The 19182-nt window shown below is 59.2% G+C and carries 13 protein-coding genes and 1 pseudogene; 3 read left to right on the top strand and 11 right to left on the bottom strand.

Features of this window, described 5'->3' with window-relative positions; all coding sequences use genetic code 11:
- The 3 genes and pseudogenes from H585_RS0115445 to H585_RS0115435 all read left to right on the top strand — a co-directional run.
- Nucleotides 1-775: pseudogene (locus H585_RS0115445) on the top strand (NosD domain-containing protein); the annotation flags it as partial.
- Between the two features lie 822 nt (nt 776-1597).
- Entirely contained in the window at nt 1598-2731 is a 1134-nt protein-coding gene (locus H585_RS0115440) for a lipid II:glycine glycyltransferase FemX (protein ID WP_027368482.1), read from the top strand.
- Between the two features lie 134 nt (nt 2732-2865).
- Nucleotides 2866-3657, top strand: coding sequence for a polysaccharide deacetylase family protein (locus tag H585_RS0115435; RefSeq protein WP_244432574.1), 792 nt, complete (start codon nt 2866-2868; stop codon nt 3655-3657).
- Nucleotides 3658-3731: 74 nt separating this feature from the next.
- Here H585_RS0115435 and H585_RS23130 read toward each other — a convergent pair whose 3' ends face one another.
- From H585_RS23130 to metK, 11 genes are all read right to left on the bottom strand, one after another.
- Nucleotides 3732-5390, bottom strand: a complete 1659-nt coding sequence (locus H585_RS23130) for a right-handed parallel beta-helix repeat-containing protein (protein WP_027368480.1) — start codon at nt 5388-5390, stop codon at nt 3732-3734.
- A gap of 35 nt (nt 5391-5425) precedes the next feature.
- Nucleotides 5426-6229, bottom strand: coding sequence for a WecB/TagA/CpsF family glycosyltransferase (locus H585_RS0115425; RefSeq protein ID WP_027368479.1), 804 nt, complete (start codon nt 6227-6229; stop codon nt 5426-5428).
- A gap of 18 nt (nt 6230-6247) precedes the next feature.
- Nucleotides 6248-7213 carry a glycosyltransferase family 2 protein gene (locus H585_RS0115420; RefSeq protein ID WP_027368478.1) on the bottom strand — a complete coding sequence of 322 codons (966 nt, stop codon included), beginning with the start codon at nt 7211-7213 and terminating at the stop codon, nt 6248-6250.
- Nucleotides 7210-8211, bottom strand: a complete 1002-nt coding sequence (locus H585_RS0115415) for a glycosyltransferase family 4 protein (protein WP_027368477.1) — start codon at nt 8209-8211, stop codon at nt 7210-7212. Before H585_RS0115415 ends, H585_RS0115420 begins: the two co-directional genes overlap by 4 nt.
- Nucleotides 8183-9433, bottom strand: a complete 1251-nt coding sequence (locus tag H585_RS0115410; protein ID WP_244432573.1) for an O-antigen ligase family protein — start codon at nt 9431-9433, stop codon at nt 8183-8185. Before H585_RS0115410 ends, H585_RS0115415 begins: the two co-directional genes overlap by 29 nt.
- A 58-nt stretch (nt 9434-9491) precedes the next feature.
- Nucleotides 9492-10766: a lipopolysaccharide biosynthesis protein gene (locus H585_RS0115405; protein WP_027368475.1), complete on the bottom strand. Its 1275-nt coding sequence runs from the start codon at nt 10764-10766 to the stop codon at nt 9492-9494.
- Nucleotides 10767-10800: 34 nt separating this feature from the next.
- Entirely contained in the window at nt 10801-11877 is a 1077-nt protein-coding gene (locus H585_RS0115400; protein WP_027368474.1) for an NAD-dependent epimerase/dehydratase family protein, read from the bottom strand.
- 187 nt (nt 11878-12064) lie between these two features.
- On the bottom strand, nt 12065-14323 hold the full coding sequence (locus H585_RS0115395; RefSeq protein WP_027368473.1) for a GumC family protein: 2259 nt from the start codon (nt 14321-14323) through the stop codon (nt 12065-12067).
- Nucleotides 14324-14347: 24 nt separating this feature from the next.
- Nucleotides 14348-15004, bottom strand: coding sequence for a polysaccharide biosynthesis/export family protein (locus H585_RS0115390; protein ID WP_027368472.1), 657 nt, complete (start codon nt 15002-15004; stop codon nt 14348-14350).
- A gap of 42 nt (nt 15005-15046) precedes the next feature.
- Entirely contained in the window at nt 15047-16441 is a 1395-nt protein-coding gene (locus H585_RS0115385) for an undecaprenyl-phosphate glucose phosphotransferase (protein ID WP_027368471.1), read from the bottom strand.
- A 1336-nt stretch (nt 16442-17777) separates the two neighbouring features.
- A complete protein-coding gene (gene metK / locus H585_RS0115375; RefSeq protein ID WP_027368469.1) occupies nt 17778-18947 on the bottom strand; it encodes a methionine adenosyltransferase in 1170 nt (389 codons plus the stop codon).
- Nucleotides 18948-19182: the final 235 nt, after the last annotated feature.

Below are 19182 nucleotides of genomic sequence, written 5' to 3'. Positions count from 1 at the left end.
CCACAAGCGTTACGTGGGCATCTGGCTCGACGAGCTGATCGACCCCACCGGCCGCCCGCTCATCGCCCGCAACAGGATCGTCAACACGGCCAGCCGCGGCATCTTCGTCGAAAAGTCCTCCAACGTGGACGTGGCCTACAACCTCGTGGAGCGTTGCGCTTCCATCCAGTACTGCGCCGGCATCCAGGTCGAGGGCAACTACGGCCAGGGCGCGCACGACAACCACGTGCTCAACAACACCGTCTACGGCGGCTACTGGGGCATCGCGGTCAAGAACTTCGAAGCCTCGGGTTTGGTGAACAACGTGGTGCGCAACAACATCGCCTACGGCACAAAGGCCGAGCGGCTGTACGCGGTGGATGGCGGCGACAACAACGGCACGAACGGCTCGGGCAACGTTTACGAGCACAACAGCTTCGGCCCCCAGGCCTCGGGCTTCGTGCGCTTTGGCTCCTCCTGCTCGACCTATGCCAGCCTGGAGAGTCTCTACAAGAGATCCATGCGCAACGTGGAGGGCGACCCGCGGCTGGTCGACCCGGCCAACGGCGACCTCCGGCTGAAGGCCGATTCCCCCTGCATCGACGCCGGCGGTTCCACCTTTGGGACCAAAGACATCCTCGGCAATGCGATTCAAAATGGAGTGCCCGATGTCGGCGCCATCGAGTACCTTCAGGGCGGCTCCACAGATCCGGTCACGCCTGACCCCGTTACACCGGACCCGGTCACACCCAAGAAATACAAGCATCTCGTGCCGGTCAGGAGCCTTCTGCTCTAGACACCCTCGCGGCAGCATCGCTCCTGGGCACGCAGGGCCGCAAAGATGCTTCGAGACCACGAACCCCCGGCAATCGCCGGGGGTTTTTCATGAGGTGCGCGCCAAGATTTGGCGGCCCCAAATACAGATGATTGGTCCTGAAGCAGCTATCCGATTCCCAGCCATCGGCTTCCGGAACAGCAAGGCTGCGTCGCTCAATCCGATTCTCACCAAGCCTTATTTATTAGAGTTAATATTATACTGACAACTCATAACTAGCCTTCCTATAGTTAGGATTATGTAAAGAAGCACATATCAACAATTGCTCAGCACTCAATGAACGGAGTCTGAGATTTTACATTGGATTAATAAGAGATAATCCATGAAATCAAAAGATATTGAATCAAGGTTAAGCTGACGTGCAGCATTTTGTAGCAAGCCACTTCGCTGCCAGCTACAGCCATGGAATAAGAATATTTGCAGTACCCGTCGGCCATACCTTTTTAAACACCTTGACCTGGATGGCTGTTGAGCTGATCGAGCGCCTGGCTTCCCGCATTCCGCCTGCTCGACTCTCACGTTACAGGCCGAACGGGCCCAATGCCCGTCATCGCCGTTGCTACATCAACGATCCTCCATCTTATAAAATGTTTCGCTGTCGCATCGGACATGCGAACCCAGCCCAAAACCTAACCCTCCTGGCATCTCAGACCCACTCGACGCCCGCACTCCCTGCCAGCCGACATCCCTTCAGCGGCATCTCGATCAGGAAACGGAAAGCCCGGCCGAAACTCCGCGGAGCCGATCGTGTTCAGGAGCGCTGCAAATGATTGGAGATCAACGATGATTCAGACAATGAACCGCCCCACGCCGTATGCCGTCTCGGTGGATTCGCTTTCGCCGCACGAATGGGACGCACTGATGCCCACCTTCGGCGATGCCCATCTCTATCAGGCCGGAGCATACGGGACCGTACGCTTTGGCCGGCAGCGCTTGAGCCATCTTGTGCTCTCGCGCAACGGCCATCTGTTGGCCGCGACCCAGGTGCGCGTCTTTCGCCTGCCGGGTCTCAAGGGCGGCCTGGCCCAGGTCAGGCACGGCCCCCTGCACTGGACCGATAACCACGCCAGCCCGCGCGAAGTCCTGCACTGGTCCCTGGCCGCCTTGCGGGAGGAGTATGTCGAGCGTCGCGGCATGTTGCTGCGCATCGTGCCCTCCCCCTTCATGGTGGCCGAGGGCTACTTCGATGAGGTTCTGCACGAGGAAGGCTATCGTCCTGCCCGTAAGGCCGGCCGCACCGACAGCACCATCTTCATGGATCTGCGCCAGTCCGAGGAGGCCCTGCTGGCCAATACGAAGCCACGCTGGCGGCGCTATCTGCGCAACGCGCAAAAAAACGGCATCGAGGTCGTCTCCGGGACCAGCGACGAGCTGCTCTCCATTTTTGACGATTTCTTTGGACAACTCGTGGCACGAAAAGGTTTCGTCGAGTTCATGGCCATCGATTCCCTGCGGGACATTCAGCACGGGCTGCCTGACGACCTCAAGCTGCGCGTCTTCGTCGGCTCTCATGAGGGCAAGCCTGTCTCGGCCGTGGTCTATGTCGCGATGGGCAAGACCGCCATGTATATTCACGGCGCCACTGCGGACGATGCGATGCACCTGCGAGTCTCCTACCTGCTCCACTGGGAGGCGGTTCGCTGGGCTCGCAGCCGCGGCTGCGAACTGCTGGACTTGAACGGAGTACACAAGGCGAGCAGCCAGGGTGTGTACCAGTTCAAAAGCGGGCTTGCCGGCGACGGTGAGCCGGTGCGCTACTTCCCAGAGTACGAGTGCTGCCGGAATCCGCTCTCCTTCGCCGCCGTCCATGCCGGAGAGTGGCTGCGGTTCGGCTCGATGAAGGCGCGGATGCTCGGCGCCAAGGTGCGGCATTCCCTGGCCCGCAAGCAACCGGAAACAGCGGAAAGGCACCCGTGAGACGCTGGCTGCGGCGACAGTTCGGACTGCTGAACCCGTTATATGTCTGCGGGCTGAGCCGAATGGAACGCAAACTCCCCGTGCTCTGCTACCATCGGCTATTGCCAGACATGCCAGGCCAAACGAAGAGCTGCATGCACATCCCGCCGACACTGTTCGAAACCCATGTGGACCGGCTGTCCAGGCTCGGGTTCCGCTTCATCGGCCTGGAAGAGTTCGAGCTCATGATCCGGGGTCAGATCAGACACGACAAGCGCGCCATCCTGCTGACCTTCGATGATGGCTACAAGGATCTGCTGCTGGTCTACGAACGGCTGGCCAAGAAATATGCGTTCAGGGCGACCGTGTTCGTGATCGGCTCGGCCGTCGGAAAGCCTGGGCCACTTCTCCTCAAGTCTCTTGACCAGCCTGCGAGCGAACATCTCGCACGCCATGAGGATCTATGGACCGCTCTCGATTGGCATGATCTGCGAGCGTTGCAGGACCTGGGCGCGGACGTGGGAATGCACGGACATGTTCATTCGCCGGTGTCGGCAATCGACCCCCAGGAGTTCAGGAGGCAGATCCTGAAGGACAGCGAGGCCATGAAGGCTGCGCTGGGATTCCGGCCCTGGGCCTTCGCCCTGCCCTACGGCCAGGGGGAAAGCTATACGCGCCGGCATCTGCAGGAACTCGTCGCTCGGGGCTTTCGGCTGGTCTTCAGCACCCATTCCAGCCGGATCAGGGTGCCTGCCACCCACTTGCCGCTCCCACGCCTGGTCGTGCAGCCCGACGAAGCCCCCTCGGTCATGTGCAGGAACGTCTTCGGAGCCAGCGACATTATTGGCGAGTTCAGGCGCCGCAGAAGCCCGGAATTGTCGTTGCAGACTTGGAGTCCAGGCAAAAGGCCCGTGGAGAGACGCGTGCCGCGAGGGACGAACAGGTAATGGCTGCATGGCCGATCGTCCAAGGAATACTGCCTAGCTTCGGAATCCGCTCTTTCTGCTCATTGACGCCGGTTTCACCCGCCAGAGCCAAAATCAACCCGCCTGTATTCCAAGGCTCCGAGATCCGGCGCATCCGACTTGACCCGCGCGGCCGACGGACCCCTAGTCATGCCTCGGACCTTGCCGGCATTGATGCACGGCGAGCCGGCCCTCAGCCGGAAGTCACCGTTGGCCGGGTCGACCAGCAACGGATCGCCCCGGACATTATTCATGGGCCGCCTGTAATGCTTGTCCAGGCAGTCGTAGGTCGAACAGGAGGGGCCGAAGCGCACGAAGCCCGAGGACTGGGGGCCGAAGCTGTTGTACTCGTAGATGTTGCCCGAGCCGTTCACGCCGTTGTTGTCGCCGCCATCCACCGCGTACAGCCGCTCGGCCTCCGTGTCGGATATGATGTTGTTGCGCACCACGTTGTTAGCCAGGCCCTTGGCCTCGAAGGTCTTGATCGCGATGCCCCAGTAGCCGCCGTAGATGGTGTTGTTGAACACGTGGTTGTCGTGCGCGCCCTGGCCGTAGTTGCCCTCGATCTGGATGCCGGCGCAGTACTGGATGGAAGCGCAACGCTCCACGAGGTTGTAGGCCACGTCCACGTTGGAGGACTTTTCGACGAAGATGCCGCGGCTGGCCGTGTTGACGATCCTGTTGCGGGCGATGAGCGGGCGGCCGGTGGGGTCGATCAGCTCGTCGAGCCAGATGCCCACGTAACGCTTGTGGTCTACGCTCCCGGCCCCAAACTGCGGCTGGATGTCGTGGATGTAGTTGTTCTGGATGGTCAGCGTGCCGACATAGCCGGCCTTGATCCAGCCCCAGACCTTGATCGCGCCGGACCACTCCTGCTGGGCATGGCCGCCGACAAGCTCGTTGTGCAGCTGGGCGCAGTTGTAGATCTCGTTGCGCTGCACGACCCAGCCGGTCATGCGCCCGTCCAGCAGGATGCCCTCGGCCCCGCAGCCGAAGATCTTGTTGTCCTCGATGCGCCCGTTGTTGTGCTGGGCCTCGCCCGAGGAGCGCACGCCCTTGATGAAGGAGTCGGCCACCACGGAGTTGCGCAGCACGTTGCTGTTGCCCACGCCCATGTTCACGCAGGTGTCGGTGGCGCGCTCGATGCGCAGGCCGTCGACCACCACGTTGCTGTGGCCGTTGTAGTTAAGCACCGTCTGGCGCAGGCTGGCCTCGACCGCGGGCGCGCTGCCCGAGTCCCAGAACACGGTCAGCCTGCCGTTGCTCCAGTGCCACTTGCGGGCCGCATTGACCTCGCCTGCGCTCCCTACGCGCTGGCCGCGCACGCCGTTCACGAAGACCTGCGCAGGCTGGGTCGAGATGGACCCGATCCAGGTCACGCCGGCGCTCTGCGCCTCGGCATACATGCCGGAGACGATATTGGCCCCGGAGATGACCGGCGCGTTGCCGCTGCCGTAGGCCGTAAGGGTGATGCCGGAACTTGGCAGGCTCAGGGACTCGCGCCACACTCCGCCGCGCGCAAGCTGGACCACGTCCCCGGCGCGTAGCGCGCTGCTCGCGACCTTGGCCAGGCTCTTCCAGGCCGTGCCCTGGCTCGTGCCGGCCGCCCCGTCGTTACCCGCGGGCGAGACGAAGTACGTGGCGGCCATGGCCGGCCCGGCCACAAACAGAACGGCCAACACGGTCAGTAAAAGACAGATGCGGCGGGTGTTCATAGCTTTCAGCCCCTGCGGGTCAGGCCATGCTCTCGTCACATGTGCCGACCGTTTCCGTTGCGCCTTTCGGCAACCGCTTTTCCGAACAGCTTCGCCAGGAACACGGTGTTCGTATGCAAGTATCGCCTGGAGAGCCTGCGTGGCTCCTGCGACATGCGGAACAGCCATTCGAGAGAGTTGCGCTGCATCCAGGCCGGGGCCATCCGCTTGTTGCCCGAGTGGAAATCGAAGGCCGCCCCGTTGCAAATCTGAACCGCGCGCACCTTGCCCTTGTGCCATGCGGCGAACTTTTCCTGTAGCGGGCAGCCCAGGCCATAGAAGATGATGCCGGCCCCGCTGGAGTTGATGCGGTCGACGAGCTCCTCGTCCTCCTGTGGCGTCAGCGGCCGGAAGAGGGACGGCTCGCAGCCGACGATCGCGAGCTTCGGATACCTGCGGAGCAGATTGTCCTTGAGGCGCTTCACGACATGCGGATAGCTGCCGTAGAAATACACAGCAATGCCTTCGGCCGCGGCCCGCCAGCATGTTCGCAGCATGAACTCCGGACCGTAGCAGCGATCCGGCAGGCCTGCTCCATAAAAATGGTTCAAGGCCAGACGCACGGGATGGCCGTCCGGTGCGACGATGTCGAAGTCGTTGAGCATGCTCCTTAACTGAGAATTGCGGCTTGCCTCAATGAGGCCATGTACAGCCGTATGGGAAACGCAGGAGGATATATTGCTCCTCGCGGCGGTGATGACGCTCTCGAGCGCGCTGTCGTAATTGACGGCACTTACCTGCACGCCGAACAGATCATATTTTTGCGGCCAGTCGATTTGTTGCGTATCCGTGAACATCATGCGAGCTTCCTCCATGTATCAGGATTGATTCGCCTTGATTCTCGATACAAAACGCGAACAGCCGCGCCGCAGTCTTTGCGCGGTAAGGCGGGGCGAAGACATTGCAGCATAGCCAAGCCGCAGCAAGCCACGAGCCTGCCGTGAATCCAGCATATCATCGAGTGCCAGCTTGTACTGATAGAGGGCATGCTCATCCATAGCCTCAAGGAGCCTCGTAAGGGCGCCATTGCTGCTCCTATGCGCCATAAAGGCCTCCCAGCCCAATTCAGGCAGGCCTTGCCGGCGCCTTTCAGCGCAATGCACGGAGTAGCCGAAGCGAAGCCTCATCTCATGAAAGCGCTTGTAGGTGGAACTCCTCGTATTGACCCGATAGTAGAAGAGAGTTTCGTTCAGGTTGGCGAGCCTGGTCCGCTCGCCCATGCGCAGGAAGAAGTCCCAGTCCTCGCCAAAGCCCTCAATGCGGTAGCCCCCTATCTCGCGAACAATATGAGTCCGCGCCATGATCGTGGCGTTCACGAGAGCATGCCGCATCCTGAGCAGGTGACTCATAATCTCGTCATGCGAGTCCGGAAGCGGAGGCGAAAGCCCCTTGCGGCCGCTTGCGCCGATATACTGAAATCCGGTTCCCAGCATGCCGACATCCTGGTGCTTTTGGAGGAAGCGAAGCTGCTTCTCCAGCCGGAGAGGATGTGAGATGTCGTCAGCGTCCATCAAGGCCAGGAAGGGCGTGCTCGTATGCCACAAGGCCGCGTTTCGTGCGTTGCCCTGGCCCCGATTCTTCTGGCGCATAATGCGGACTCGCTTGTCCCTGAGCGTCGCCAGATAGTCGCTCGATCCATCCGTGGAGCCGTCGTCGATGATGATGAACTCGAAGTCGCCCAAGGACTGCCGAAGTATCGAATCGACCGCCGCAGGAAGGAAATGTAACGTATTGTAAACCGGCATGATGACGGTCAGCGGTGGCGAGCGCTTGAGCAGCATCATGGCTCGGGCTCCTCCACTGGCTTTCCGTAAGTCTCAAGCTCATGCATGAGGCCCTCCCAGGCGTCCCGGAAGCGCTGCGTAGTGAACCGCGCGGCGAACGCGTATCCGGCATCTCCAAGACGGTCCCGGTTGCGCATGGCGTACTCGACCGCACTTGGCAGGTCCTCGGGTCTGGAGCAGACGAGCTGTCCTCCGCCGGCCAACAACTCGCGCATGCCTCCAGCCCCAGAGCCAACGACTGGCGTTTTGCACAGCATGGCCTCATGGGCCGTCCTGTTCCATCCCTCAAGGATGATCGACATGAGCACGCAGACGCTGGAGACCGCCAGCAGAGTCTTGTACTCCCGATGGTCCAGCGTCAGGTGGAGGCAGGGCAACTCGACGTCCTTGAGGCCGCTGGTCACGAAATGGGCATCCATGGAGGACAGGGCCTCGTATGCGATGACCACGCCCTTAAGGCGCTGGCAGTTGCCGATATAGATGATCGGCTTGCCCCGCAAACCATGCTTGTCCATGAAGCGGAACTTCTCTTCCTCAGTTATGTCGTAATCCTGAACGTTAAAGGCATTGTGGATAACCGTGCAATTCTCCACGCCCTGATTACGCAGATGGTCCCGCCAGAACTCGGAAACCGCGATTACCCGGTCGCACTTTCTCAGGTTCATCATCAGGGCCTTCTCAAACATGTTGCTCAGCAGCCTGCTCGGTCCGATCCTCGGGTCGAAGTGGTGCATGATGGAAACATTCAAGCGGGTTCGCCACCAGTCAGCCATGCTGATGGTCGACAGCTCGTTGCGGACAAAGACGTCCGTCCGGCAGCCAAGCTCTCGCCAGACGGTCCTGAGCATGACCTGCGGCCTTTGGGCGAACCGCATGAAGCGCGGCCTTACATCGTAAACCGAGACGCTGTGGCGTTCGCTCAGTACATCTGAAACCATCTGCTCATAACGAGAGCCTCCATACTGGGGATCAGCCGTGGAGAACATCGTGATTCGCATCGTCAACTCCAGGTTTGTCGTCATTCCATAACGCAACATGCAGCAGCAGGCAGAGCAGGAAGAAAGTGTTTGGATTTGGATAGAACAGGACGAATGTTTCCAGGGTTCCGATGATGAGACTGAAGGTCAACAGCCCGAAGGCCCCCACGAAGAGTGCGTTCCGGCTGACGGCGAATGTTCGCACGCTGTGCCCTGCGGCGAAAAAAACAATCAGGCCGTACAGGATCAGCCCCACCAGTCCCAGGTCGAGCAGGAGTTCCAGGTAGGTCGAATGCGCGGCGCCAACGACCCAACCTTGGACGGCCGATATCTGCTCCACGTGCTCGGGACTCCAGAAATTGTTGTATCCATAACCCAGGAATGGCCTTTGTGCGACGTACGCCAAGCAGTGCTCCCACAGAGGCACCCGCCCGGTCAGTGTGGCCATGTTCTCAAGCGATCGATCCATCAACAGTACCGACTGCAGCAGCAACGAGAGCCTCTCGCCCACCAGCAACCCAACAAGGCCAAGGAGGGCGAGCGCCCCGCTCATCAGTGTGAATCGCACGCGAGGCACCGCAAGCAACAGGACAAGCAGGGCCAAGGTCAGAGCGCAGGCCGCGAAGCTCGTGCGCGAATGAGTCAGATACAGGAACAGCAGCCCTGTGACCGACAGAAAGCCGAAGAGGAGCCGCTTGCCCCCCTGCGAGCGCGCCAAGAGCGCGAGCCCGCTGATGGCCAGGATTCCGCAGCTCTGGGCCTGGATGTTCGGGTGCAGCGTCCCGGCGAACCGATAGCCCATCGCACCGGAGAGAAATGTTCCGTGGGCGACTTCGACAGCGACGCCGATGGTAAGGTACGCAAGCGCCAGGCAAAAGGCGCCGAAGAGCAGATTGCCAAGGCTGAACCTGGAGGCAAAACCCCACGCCGCCACGAGAAGGCAGAAGAGGACCACGACCCTGCGCAGGACGATGAGTGCATTGCCTGCCCACAGGACACTGAAGACTGACGTTGCGAAAAACAGCGCAATAACCAGGGCCTGCGCCCGCATGGGCCTCTGCGCTGCTGTTCCGGAGCGTAGCAGCAGCGCCAAACCAGCGAATCCCATGAGCGGATAGGCAACCTTGCGGATCAGTTTCCCCTCGGCCCGGATCTGAACGAAATCGATGACGGTCCCGCTGTAGTCGGTTTTCAGCGAGATCGCCGGATCATGTTCGGAAAAGAAGAGCAGCAGGCATATCATGGCTACATACAGGAGCATCGTTATGGGCTCGCTGACAGCGACTCCCGGCTTGTATTCCCTACTCGTATGCATGGGCCACGGCTGCCTTGTGAATACGTAACTGCGAGCGGAAGATAACGTACTTGATGGACGAGGCGATGGCGTTCCCCAGCATCATGCCCAGGGCGACACCGACGGCCCCATACATTTTGACGAGAAGGATGCCTATCGTAAGGAAGAAAGCAAACGATGCGACATTGGCGAGGAAGTCGGCCTTGGCCTTCTCCATAACGAACAGGGCCCGGCCGTAGCAAAAGGCCGTGCCCGTAACTATCATGTCCAGGCCCATGATCTGCACGACTGGCCCGGAGTTGGAATAGCTCTGGCCATAGATCAGGGACAGGAGGTTCTCTCCGAAAAACCACAACCCGAGCGCCATGGGCAGGACCAGGAGGAAGAAGGCCCGCACGGAGCCCTGGATGAACGACTCGAAGCGGCCGATGCCGTCCGCAGCGTAGTGGTGGGCCATCTTTGGACCCAGGTAGTTCTGCACGCCAAGTATCACGGGATTGGCGAAGCCAACGATGCCCATGGCCGCACCCCACACGCCGGCGGCGGCCGTGTTATGAAAGAAAGCGAGCAGCCATGGGTAGAGCGAGATGCTCAGGAGCCAGAGCAGGCCGCTTAGGAAGACCCATTTTCCCAGGGCAATGCTGATGCGCACTTCTCCAAGGGCCTTGCGCAGGCTGAAGCGGACCTCCCCCCGCTTGCCCAGGAGCCAGATCGCGGCCGCCACCACGCCCGTAAGCCCCATGACAATTAGGGCGGTTTCCGCCGAGAGCAGGCCATTGCGCAGCAACAAGTAGAGGCCTGCGATCTGGAATACGGCTATGATGCCGTCCAGGAAGAGGACATGCCCGATCTCCAGTCGCGCGAAACACGCCCTGCGGATCAGGTCCCGCAACATGATGAACAGGATGACATAGGAGAGCGTGAACAGTATCGATTTTACACCCTGATCGAGCCACGGCCCCAAGAGGAGCGAGGCAAGCAGCAAGATCGCGGATATGCACAGCGCCAGGAGCAGGGAGTGAATGAAGATGCTCCCTGTATACTCGTACCTGTCCGCCCCCGCTCGTCTTGGATAGTAGATGGAGTAGGGTGTGACGATTAGTGACAGTTGGAGGCTGAGGAGGATGTTAATGAGCGTGAAGCCAAGGGTGTACTCTCCCATCTCCTCCTGCATGCAGTACCGGCCCACGAACACGCTGGTGGCGAAGTTGGCCACGCTGAAGATGCCTTGATCGACGAGGGTCAGGAAGCTGCCCGAACGCAGCACTCGCATCATGATCATCCGCTCATCCTCTGGCGGCCAACGGAACGCACGGCTAGCATGGCTTTCCTCCTAGCCGTTTATCCAGCCCTGCCATGATCTCACCAATTATGGATTTGACGTCATGCGTGTAGTTCCACTCCGGGTAATGGCTCCTGAACCGGCTTACGTCGCTTATCCACCAGATATGGTCGCCGCTCCGGTTGGCGTTATCAATGGAGTACTTCATACGCTTGCCTGTCATTTCCTCGCATATGCCGATCGCTTCCAGGACCGAGCAGTTGCTGTGGCGACTCCCGCCGATATTGTAAACCTCCGCGGGTCTGGGATTCTTGTGGTAGTGCATGAAGCAGTCGACCAAATCCTTGGAGTGGATGTTGTCTCGCACCTGCTTGCCCTTGTAGCCAAACACCGTGTACTCCGTCCCGGTCAGGACGCATTTCGCTAGGTAGCTGAGAAAGCCGTGCAACTGAGCGCCGGAGTGGTCGGGCCCGGTCAGGCAGCCTCCGCGGAAGCAAACAGTGTTCATGTCGAAGTAGCGTCCGTACTCTTGGACCATGATGTCGGCCGCCACCTTCGATGCTCCGAACACGGAATGCTTGCACTTATCGATGGGCATGGACTCGTCCACGCCCTGTTCGGCATAGGGATGGTCAGGCTGGACCTCCCAGCGTGTCGCCGTCTCGATGAGAGGCAGGGTGTTGGGCAGGTCGCCGTACACCTTGTTAGTCGAAGTGAAGATGAACGTCGCACGGGGTGCGTATTGCCGGGTGAACTCCAGGAGGTTTAGCGTGCCGTTCGCGTTGACGGAGAAGTCGGTCAATGGCTCCCTGGCCGCCCAGTCGTGACTTGGCTGGGCCGCGCAGTGCACGATGAGCTCTATGTCGACCGCGTGTTCCCGGAGCAGCTTCTCGAGCTTGGCGTAGTCCCGGATGTCCAGTTTGTGCGGGATGAAGTTCTCGTATTGTTCTTGGAGGGAGTCGCTCAGCCACCGTGTGGAGGCCTGGTCCCCAAAGAAGTATGAGCGCATGTCGTTATCAATGCCGAGCACCAGGAACCCTTCCTTGGCGCACCTGCGTACGGTTTCGGAACCGATGAGGCCACCGCTGCCTGTTACGACCGCCGTTTTCATCTAAGCTCCTTATGGGTGTTAGTTGCTATTCATGACCTCGCCCCAGACATGACGAATGCCGACGCAAGTCTCTCCAGCCTGCTTCCGCAAGTGCGCCCCGCGGAGCGTCCAAGCACCTGCCTGCCAAGTGACGAAATCCTTACCGACGACGATATGCCTTGAATTCACCGCGGCCTCCGCATGACACCTAGAGTCTCTGGTAAAGCCAGCGGGGCAGGTGAAAGTTGCGCTTGTTCAGGACCCCGCCGAGGACCTTGGCGTTTACGCCGCTCAGCAGATCGAGCGTATGCTGGACAACTTGGCGCCGGGTCTTCTCAGCCTCGACCACGAGCACAACGCCGTCCACGATCTTGGATAGGTATAGGGCGGAGGAGTTCTCCTGGATCGGGGCGCCGTCGATGAGGATGTGATCGTATCTACCCTCCAGGGCTTTTAGCAGCTTGCTCATGCCCCCCGCCTGAAGCATCTGGAAGCTTGGCATGTGCATGTGGCCGTTGCCGCTCTGCCCCGCATGGATGATATCCAAACCTGGGATGAGCGACCGCCGCACGACATCCGCGATTTCAGCCTTGCCCGAGACGAGGTCAATGAAGCCTGGAGTATCAAGGCTAAATCCGAAGAACGAATGAAGGCTCGGCGAGTGGACGTCGCCGTCGATGAGCAGGACGCGCTCACGGCAGCCGCTGGCGAGCAAGTTGGCGATGCGCGTCGCGATGAAGGTCACTCCCTCGCCAGCATTGCTGCTGGTGAAGAGAAGCGATTTATGGTCGCCCTCCTTCAGGCTTTTGACCAGGACGCGGTCGGTGAGCACTCTGAAACTCCGCAAGAGAGGCATCTGTGCAACGGTCGCGGGAAGGCGCTTGCCCGCTACCATGGGCGGAGCACCGCGTGGAGAATCCGGAAGCATGCTCTTGCCGGTCGGATGCGACTCGATGGAGATCCTGTCCGATACGTAGCGAAACTTGGGCAGCGCGGCGAGGGCAGTCACTCCCAGTGCGGCAAGCTCTTCCGGGCGGCTGAGACGTTGGTCCATAATCTCCATGAGCATGACCAGAGTCAGACCCCCGAAGAGCCCCACAAAAAGGCCCATAGCCAGGTTGAGGGCTTTCTTCGGCTTATACGGCTTCATAGGCAGGCTTGGGGCCTGGATCACGCTCAGGTTGGAGATGCGCTTATCCACCAAAGCGCTGTCGATGCGCGCCTGCTCCGCCAATTGCGCGTACTTGCGGTAATTCTCCTCCTTGATATTTCGCTCGCGCTCCATGCTCCTGAGGCTGCGCTCGGCTTCGATGATGCGCCGCAGCTGCCATTCCATGGCGTCTATTTGGGTGGCCAGCCCGGCCTTCTGCACGCCCAAGGCCTTCTCCTGGGCCTGCTCGGCAAGAAGCTGGCCGCGAATCTCCTCGCGCACCGCGTTAAGGCCGAAGCTCTTCTGGGCATGGTAAGGCTTTTCCTGAGCGACCATCCGCTCCGCCTCCTCGATCTCCCGCTTGAGCGAAACCATGGGCAAGCTGTCGTCGTAATACTTGCTCCTCATCTCCTGATATCTGACCCGCAGCTCGAACAGCTTCGCGCGCATGGCTTCCGAAGCGGAATTCGCAACGCCCTCGACGCGGCCGGTGACCACCTCCTGTGGCAGCTCAGCCAGGGTTCTGCCGAGAAAATCGACCTTCGATATGCTGGAATCCAGGCTGTTTCCAACCTCGTCCAACTTGGCCCGCGCCTCCTTAAGACGCTCCATGAGCAGGGCGCGCTCGCCTTCCAGGTCCGCCGTGTTCGTCTCGCGCTTGTACTCCGAGAGCTGCTGCTCCAACGCGTTAACCTCGTCCCGTAAGGCATGGGTCTGCTGTTCGAAAAAAACCGAGGAACCGCCGCTACGATACACTTCAGCGTGATAATCGCGGTAGCGGTCAAGGAAGATGCTCAACGCATACCTCGCAAAATTTGGGTCCTCGGCCTCGTAGGTAACAAGAAGCGTGTTTCCCTGCACAGGCGCTCCCACTTCCAGGCGCTTGAGAAACTCCCTGACGGCCAGCCCCAGCACCTCGCTTTTGCTCATGCTTGCCGGGGGCGGTTTGTGCAGGACCTGGTCGGGTCCGAATTCGCGCAGGACTCGCTCGGGTCCAAGCTCGCGCACTACGATCGCGGCGAGGTCCTCGCTCCTTAGGATTTCCATTTCCGTCTTCATTTCAGCATCGCGCGCTTGGCCGAGCGAGAGGACCGGGTTGATCTCCGCGCTCATGGACGGGTCCATGGCCACGCTCTCACGACCGAGTCGCAAAAGCATTGTGGCGCTTGATTTGTAGACAGGCGGCACGAGGAAGGTCACCCCGGCGACAGCCAGGGTGCAAAACGCGGCCACCCCGAAGATAAGCCCCTTGCGTCGAAACAATGCGCCGGCGACATCGCGCATGGTGTACTTCCGTCGAAAAGCGTCATTGGCCATGGCTGCCTCTCCCGTGTGGAAGCGCTATTCAGCGCTCATGCGTTTAGGCACATAGACGATATCTCCGGGCTCCAGGAAGGTCGTGCCCCCGAGCACATCCTTGCCATCAAGCAGGGCCTTCATGTCATATGTCTGCATATGGCGCTTCCCGGACGAATAGCGGATGAGCATGACCCGAGACATATCGGCGCGTCTGGTGTCGAAGCCGCCTGCCTGCATGATGGCCTGGATGATAGAGATGCGCTCGCGCAACGGGATCTCTCCTGGGGCTACGACCTCGCCCGCCACGTAGACGACCTGCTCGGGCTGATTAAGAATGCTGATGGCGACCTTAGGCTGGCGGAGCAATCCCTCGTACCGCTGCTCGATCTCTTTCGTCAGGTCGCCGGGAGTCTTGCCCGAGGCTTGCACTTCCCCGATCAGCTGCAGCATGATCTTGCCGTCTGGGCGGACGACATGCTCGTTCGTCAATTCGGCATTGTTGAAGAACTCGATGTACAGTTCGTCTCCAGGTGCGATAAGCGTGGAGACAGGTGGCAACTGCGGCAGGTCCTCCTTCACCTCGATACGCTTCTGACCGCAGCCGGCTATGACAAGGACGGACATGAACGCCATGACGACTCCAGCCCGGATACCGTGGCGCCACATGCGGAATTTTTGCTTCTGATCTATGCTGAACATAACCTAGCCTCCACGCCACAAGTATTTACAATCAGAATTCTTTCAGTAGGCATTCTTGGGCACAAATACACACCATACAGTTCTGTAAAGAATTTTAATATCGAGTGTAAGCGACCAATCTCGTATGTACATCAGGTCATACTGTATTCTTTTCTCCATCTTCTCATGGGTGTCTGTCTCGCCTCTGAATCCATTAACCTGCGCAAGGCCTGTTATGCCAGGCTTTACCTTGTGTCGAAGCATGTATCCTCTTACCTTCTTCCGCCATTGCTCATTCAGCATGACAGGATGCGGCCTTGGTCCAACAAGCGACATAGAGCCCTGAAGCACGTTATAAAATTGTGGAATCTCATCCAGGCTTGTGCGCCTGAGAAAGCGCCCGACGCTGGTCACGCGGGAATCGTTTTCAGTCGCCTGACAGAACTGCTGCGAATCTTCGCATACGAGCATGGTCCTGAACTTATATACGCTTATTTGTTTACCATCCCAGCCGTAGCGCATCTGTTTGTAGATGACCGGCCCCGAGGAATTCAGTTTGATGGCGGCTGCGACCACCCCAAAGACAGGAGCCAGAACGAGCAGGGCGGCCATCGCCAAGACCACATCCATGACCCTCTTGGCCGCGAGCATGTACCCCTGGGGCGATTCCCACAGGGCTATGGCTCGGGTATTCCCAAACGCCACGCTTTCGCCCGAAAGAATGAACGGCTCCGTGAGCATGTGCGGCAGCAAGTAGACGGAAGCGGTCATATCACTGAGGCGCGGGCCGAGTTTAAGCAGTTCTTCCTCTTCCTCCGGCAGTGGTGCGAGATAGATGTGGTTGATGCCTTGTTGATTCGCCCAGGCAAGAGCCTCGGACAGCGAACCGAAGATGCTCATGCGCGGGTCCAGGCCTGCAAACTCCGGATTCGTGGCTCCATAGACAATGATCCTGATCCAGTCGTTCGCGGCCATCCATTCAAAAAGGCGAAGTCCGTTTTTATTGCTTCCGAGAATGACTGCGGAGCGGAAATTCCGAATTTGGTGCGGGAGTCGTGAAAGAATGTGCCGAATGCCCAAGCGCGACACGATGAGTGCCAGCGACCAGAGCGACCACCAGGTCAAGGCCAGCGAGTACGCCGAATGAGTCAGGCTCGGCGTCTGGGCGCTCAGGCTGTAGGGCATGTTGAACCTGATGAGAACAAACACGGCGAGCCCACAGCCTACGAGCACCGTCCCCGCTTCGCGCCTGAATGGCTGTCCACGCCAGTTTCTATATGCATCTACTAAGTATAGGCTTGCAAAGCACAGCATGACCAATGCAACCCAGAATGAAACTGGAAGCATATCTGGCGAATAGCTGCGAAAACGTAATACAAGAAAAAATATTATTACGCCAAAGAGCAATTCAATCACTTGATGGATTACACTAAACGTTGATCTGTATGGCCTTTTCATCAAGTTATTTCTCCATAAAAAAGCACATAGAGTATTTCTAAATGCCTTATGGGATTATTTTTAGCCTGTACTTCGATAATTAGTTGGTAACCTGATTGTCAATACGTATTATAGAAAATTTAGTTATTAATTTATAAACTTAATATAACTATTTTATTTATCTCTCTGATAATTTGGCAGTTATTGTTCTTTTGTGGGATGTTTTTGGATTGATTTTTTATACAGTAACAAACTTGCCATATCAGGAGAGGCAATCAACTCACGTAATTCATTTGTAGGAGAATGCCACAAAGCATGATTTTCCATATGATTCCAAGCTATCTTTCAACCAGGATAAAAGTACAGAGCTTGTCTGAAGAATCAAGGCGATGATCTTGGCAGCGATACAGAAAGACTAGGGTATTTTTCAGCTATGCTAAAATATACCAACAAACAGAAAACTAGCTTTTGGCATAGTCTAGGGTGATCATATCCAAGGCGTTGCGAGTGCATGATATAGAGCTCTCCCGGGGCAAATTTTCGCTGCTCTTGGGCTCTTTTCCACCTTCCTCCCGGCTCAACTCTCTGCGAAGGCCCTTTATGAAGAAGAGGCTGACCTACGGCTAACGCCGTGTGTGCGCCGCCTTGAACCGCAGACAGGAAGCGCTTGGACGCTGAAAGGTGAACCACAAGCGAGTCTACTGCATCATGCGCCGATGCGACCTTCTGTTAGGCCGACACCCAGGCAGGCGGTCTACTCGGCCCCACGAAGGCAAGGTCATCACCTAGCGGCGCAATCTGCGCTAAAGCTTGGATACCTTCGAGATCGCCTGCCAAGGTGGCTAGGCCGTACGCGTGGCCTTGGCCAGCGAATGCTGCGACGTAAGGCCATGGGCTTTGTGGCTTCAACCGGCGGTAGCAGCGCAGGGATGATCCGCGATCTCAGGCTGGATTGCGTGGAAAGGCGCCTTGCAGCGCCCGTGGTCTCTCACTCTGTGGAGTGGCTCAGGGACAATGTTGGCTGCTTCACGGCTCACGAGACGGTCAGGCTCGCCGCCGAACTGTGCCAGCTAGCTTTCCTCGCCCGTGAGGAGCCCGGAGGGCATTGGCATGCTCGAATCCTTGGTGAAGACCTGGCCAACGCCTCCGGAGTCCGCCCGGAGCTAACCAGCTTGATCATCTTGAGGTCGCCCCTCCGCAGGGCGCGGATTGAAACGACACAAGGCCGCTTTCGCGGCCTTGGCGTACTCATTCCTCATGCAAGGATGAGTATAATACTTGATTTGTAATTTCTTCTAAATGGGAATGGTTTCCCTCGTCAGGAGACTATTCCTGTCTTTGCTTTTCTCGTATGCGGCTAAATCTTGCAGGCAGTGCGAAGATCGTCCACCGCGTCGCTCTGCTCCCAGGTGAAGTCCGGGTCCTCGCGACCGAAGTGGCCGTAGTTGGTGCTCTTCCTGTAGATGGGGCGCTTGAGCTTGAGGCGATCGATGATGAAGTAGGGCCGCAGGTCGAAGACTTCGCGCACGGCCTTGGTAAGGGTCTGGTCCGAAACCACGCCCGTGTCCATGCCACTCACGAGCACCGATACCGGATCGGCCACGCCGATGCAGTATGCGATCTGCACCTGGCACTTCTCGGCCAGGCCGGAGGCGACCACGTTTTTGGCCACGTAGCGGGCCATGTACGCGGCCGAGCGGTCCACCTTGGAGGGGTCCTTGCCGGAGAACGCGCCGCCGCCGTGGGCACCCATGCCGCCGTAGGTGTCCTGGATGATCTTGCGCCCGGTCAGGCCGCAGTCGCCCATTGGGCCGCCGATGACGAAGCGGCCGGTGGTGTTGATATAGATCTTGAGCTTATCGTCGATGAGGTCCTCGGGCAGCGTCTTGTAGACGACTTCCTTCCTGACGGCGTCCACCAGGTCGGCCTGCTCGATGTTGGGGCTGTGCTGGCAGGAAACGACCACGTTGTCGATGCGCACGGGCTTGCCGTCCTCGAATTCGATGGCCACCTGGGTCTTGCCGTCGGGGCGCAGGAAGTCGAGAATGTTCTGCTTGCGCACGTAGGTCAGCCGGCGCGAAAGCTTGTGCGCCCAGTAGATGGGAGCGGGCATGAGCGTGGGCGTCTCGTTGACCGCGAAGCCGAACATCATGCCCTGGTCGCCTGCGCCCTGATCCTCGGGCTTGGCGCGGCCGACGCCCTGGGCGATGTCCGGGGACTGCTTGTCGATGGAGGAGATGACCGCGCAGGTATCGGCGTCGAAGCCCATGTGCGAGCTCGTGTAGCCGATGTCCCGGATGGTCTCGCGCACGATGGCCGGCAGGTCGGCGTAGGCCTGGGTGGTGATCTCGCCGGCGATGAAGGCCATGCCGGTGGTGACCAGCGTCTCGCAGGCCACACGGGAATCAGGGTCCTGCGCCAGCAGGCAGTCGAGCACGGCGTCGGATATCTGGTCGGCGACCTTGTCCGGATGACCCTCGGTCACGGACTCGGAAGTGAACATGTAACGGCCCTTGGCAGCGATCATCGGAGTCCTCCTTCTGGTTGACGAGCGCCCGGTCCTTGCGGGGCGCTGATCTTTCGTGGTGGCTTTTGCGCGCGGCTCGCGCGCCGGTTCCAGCTCGGCGAGCATAGGATGGGGAAAGCGGTCGCGCATGAGCCAGGATTCCTTGGGCACACAGCGCTCCGGGCCGAGTACGTTCCTGGTGGCTTCTTCCAATCCCTGGGCGCGCTTTTCGCTCATGGGACGGATGCCGCGGATG

It is taken from the genome of Desulfocurvibacter africanus subsp. africanus DSM 2603, from assembly GCF_000422545.1.
In the GTDB taxonomy this organism is placed as follows: domain Bacteria; phylum Desulfobacterota; class Desulfovibrionia; order Desulfovibrionales; family Desulfovibrionaceae; genus Desulfocurvibacter; species Desulfocurvibacter africanus.
The sequence above is the reverse complement of the archived record's forward strand: the minus strand, read 5'-3'. Positions and strand labels throughout refer to the sequence as shown.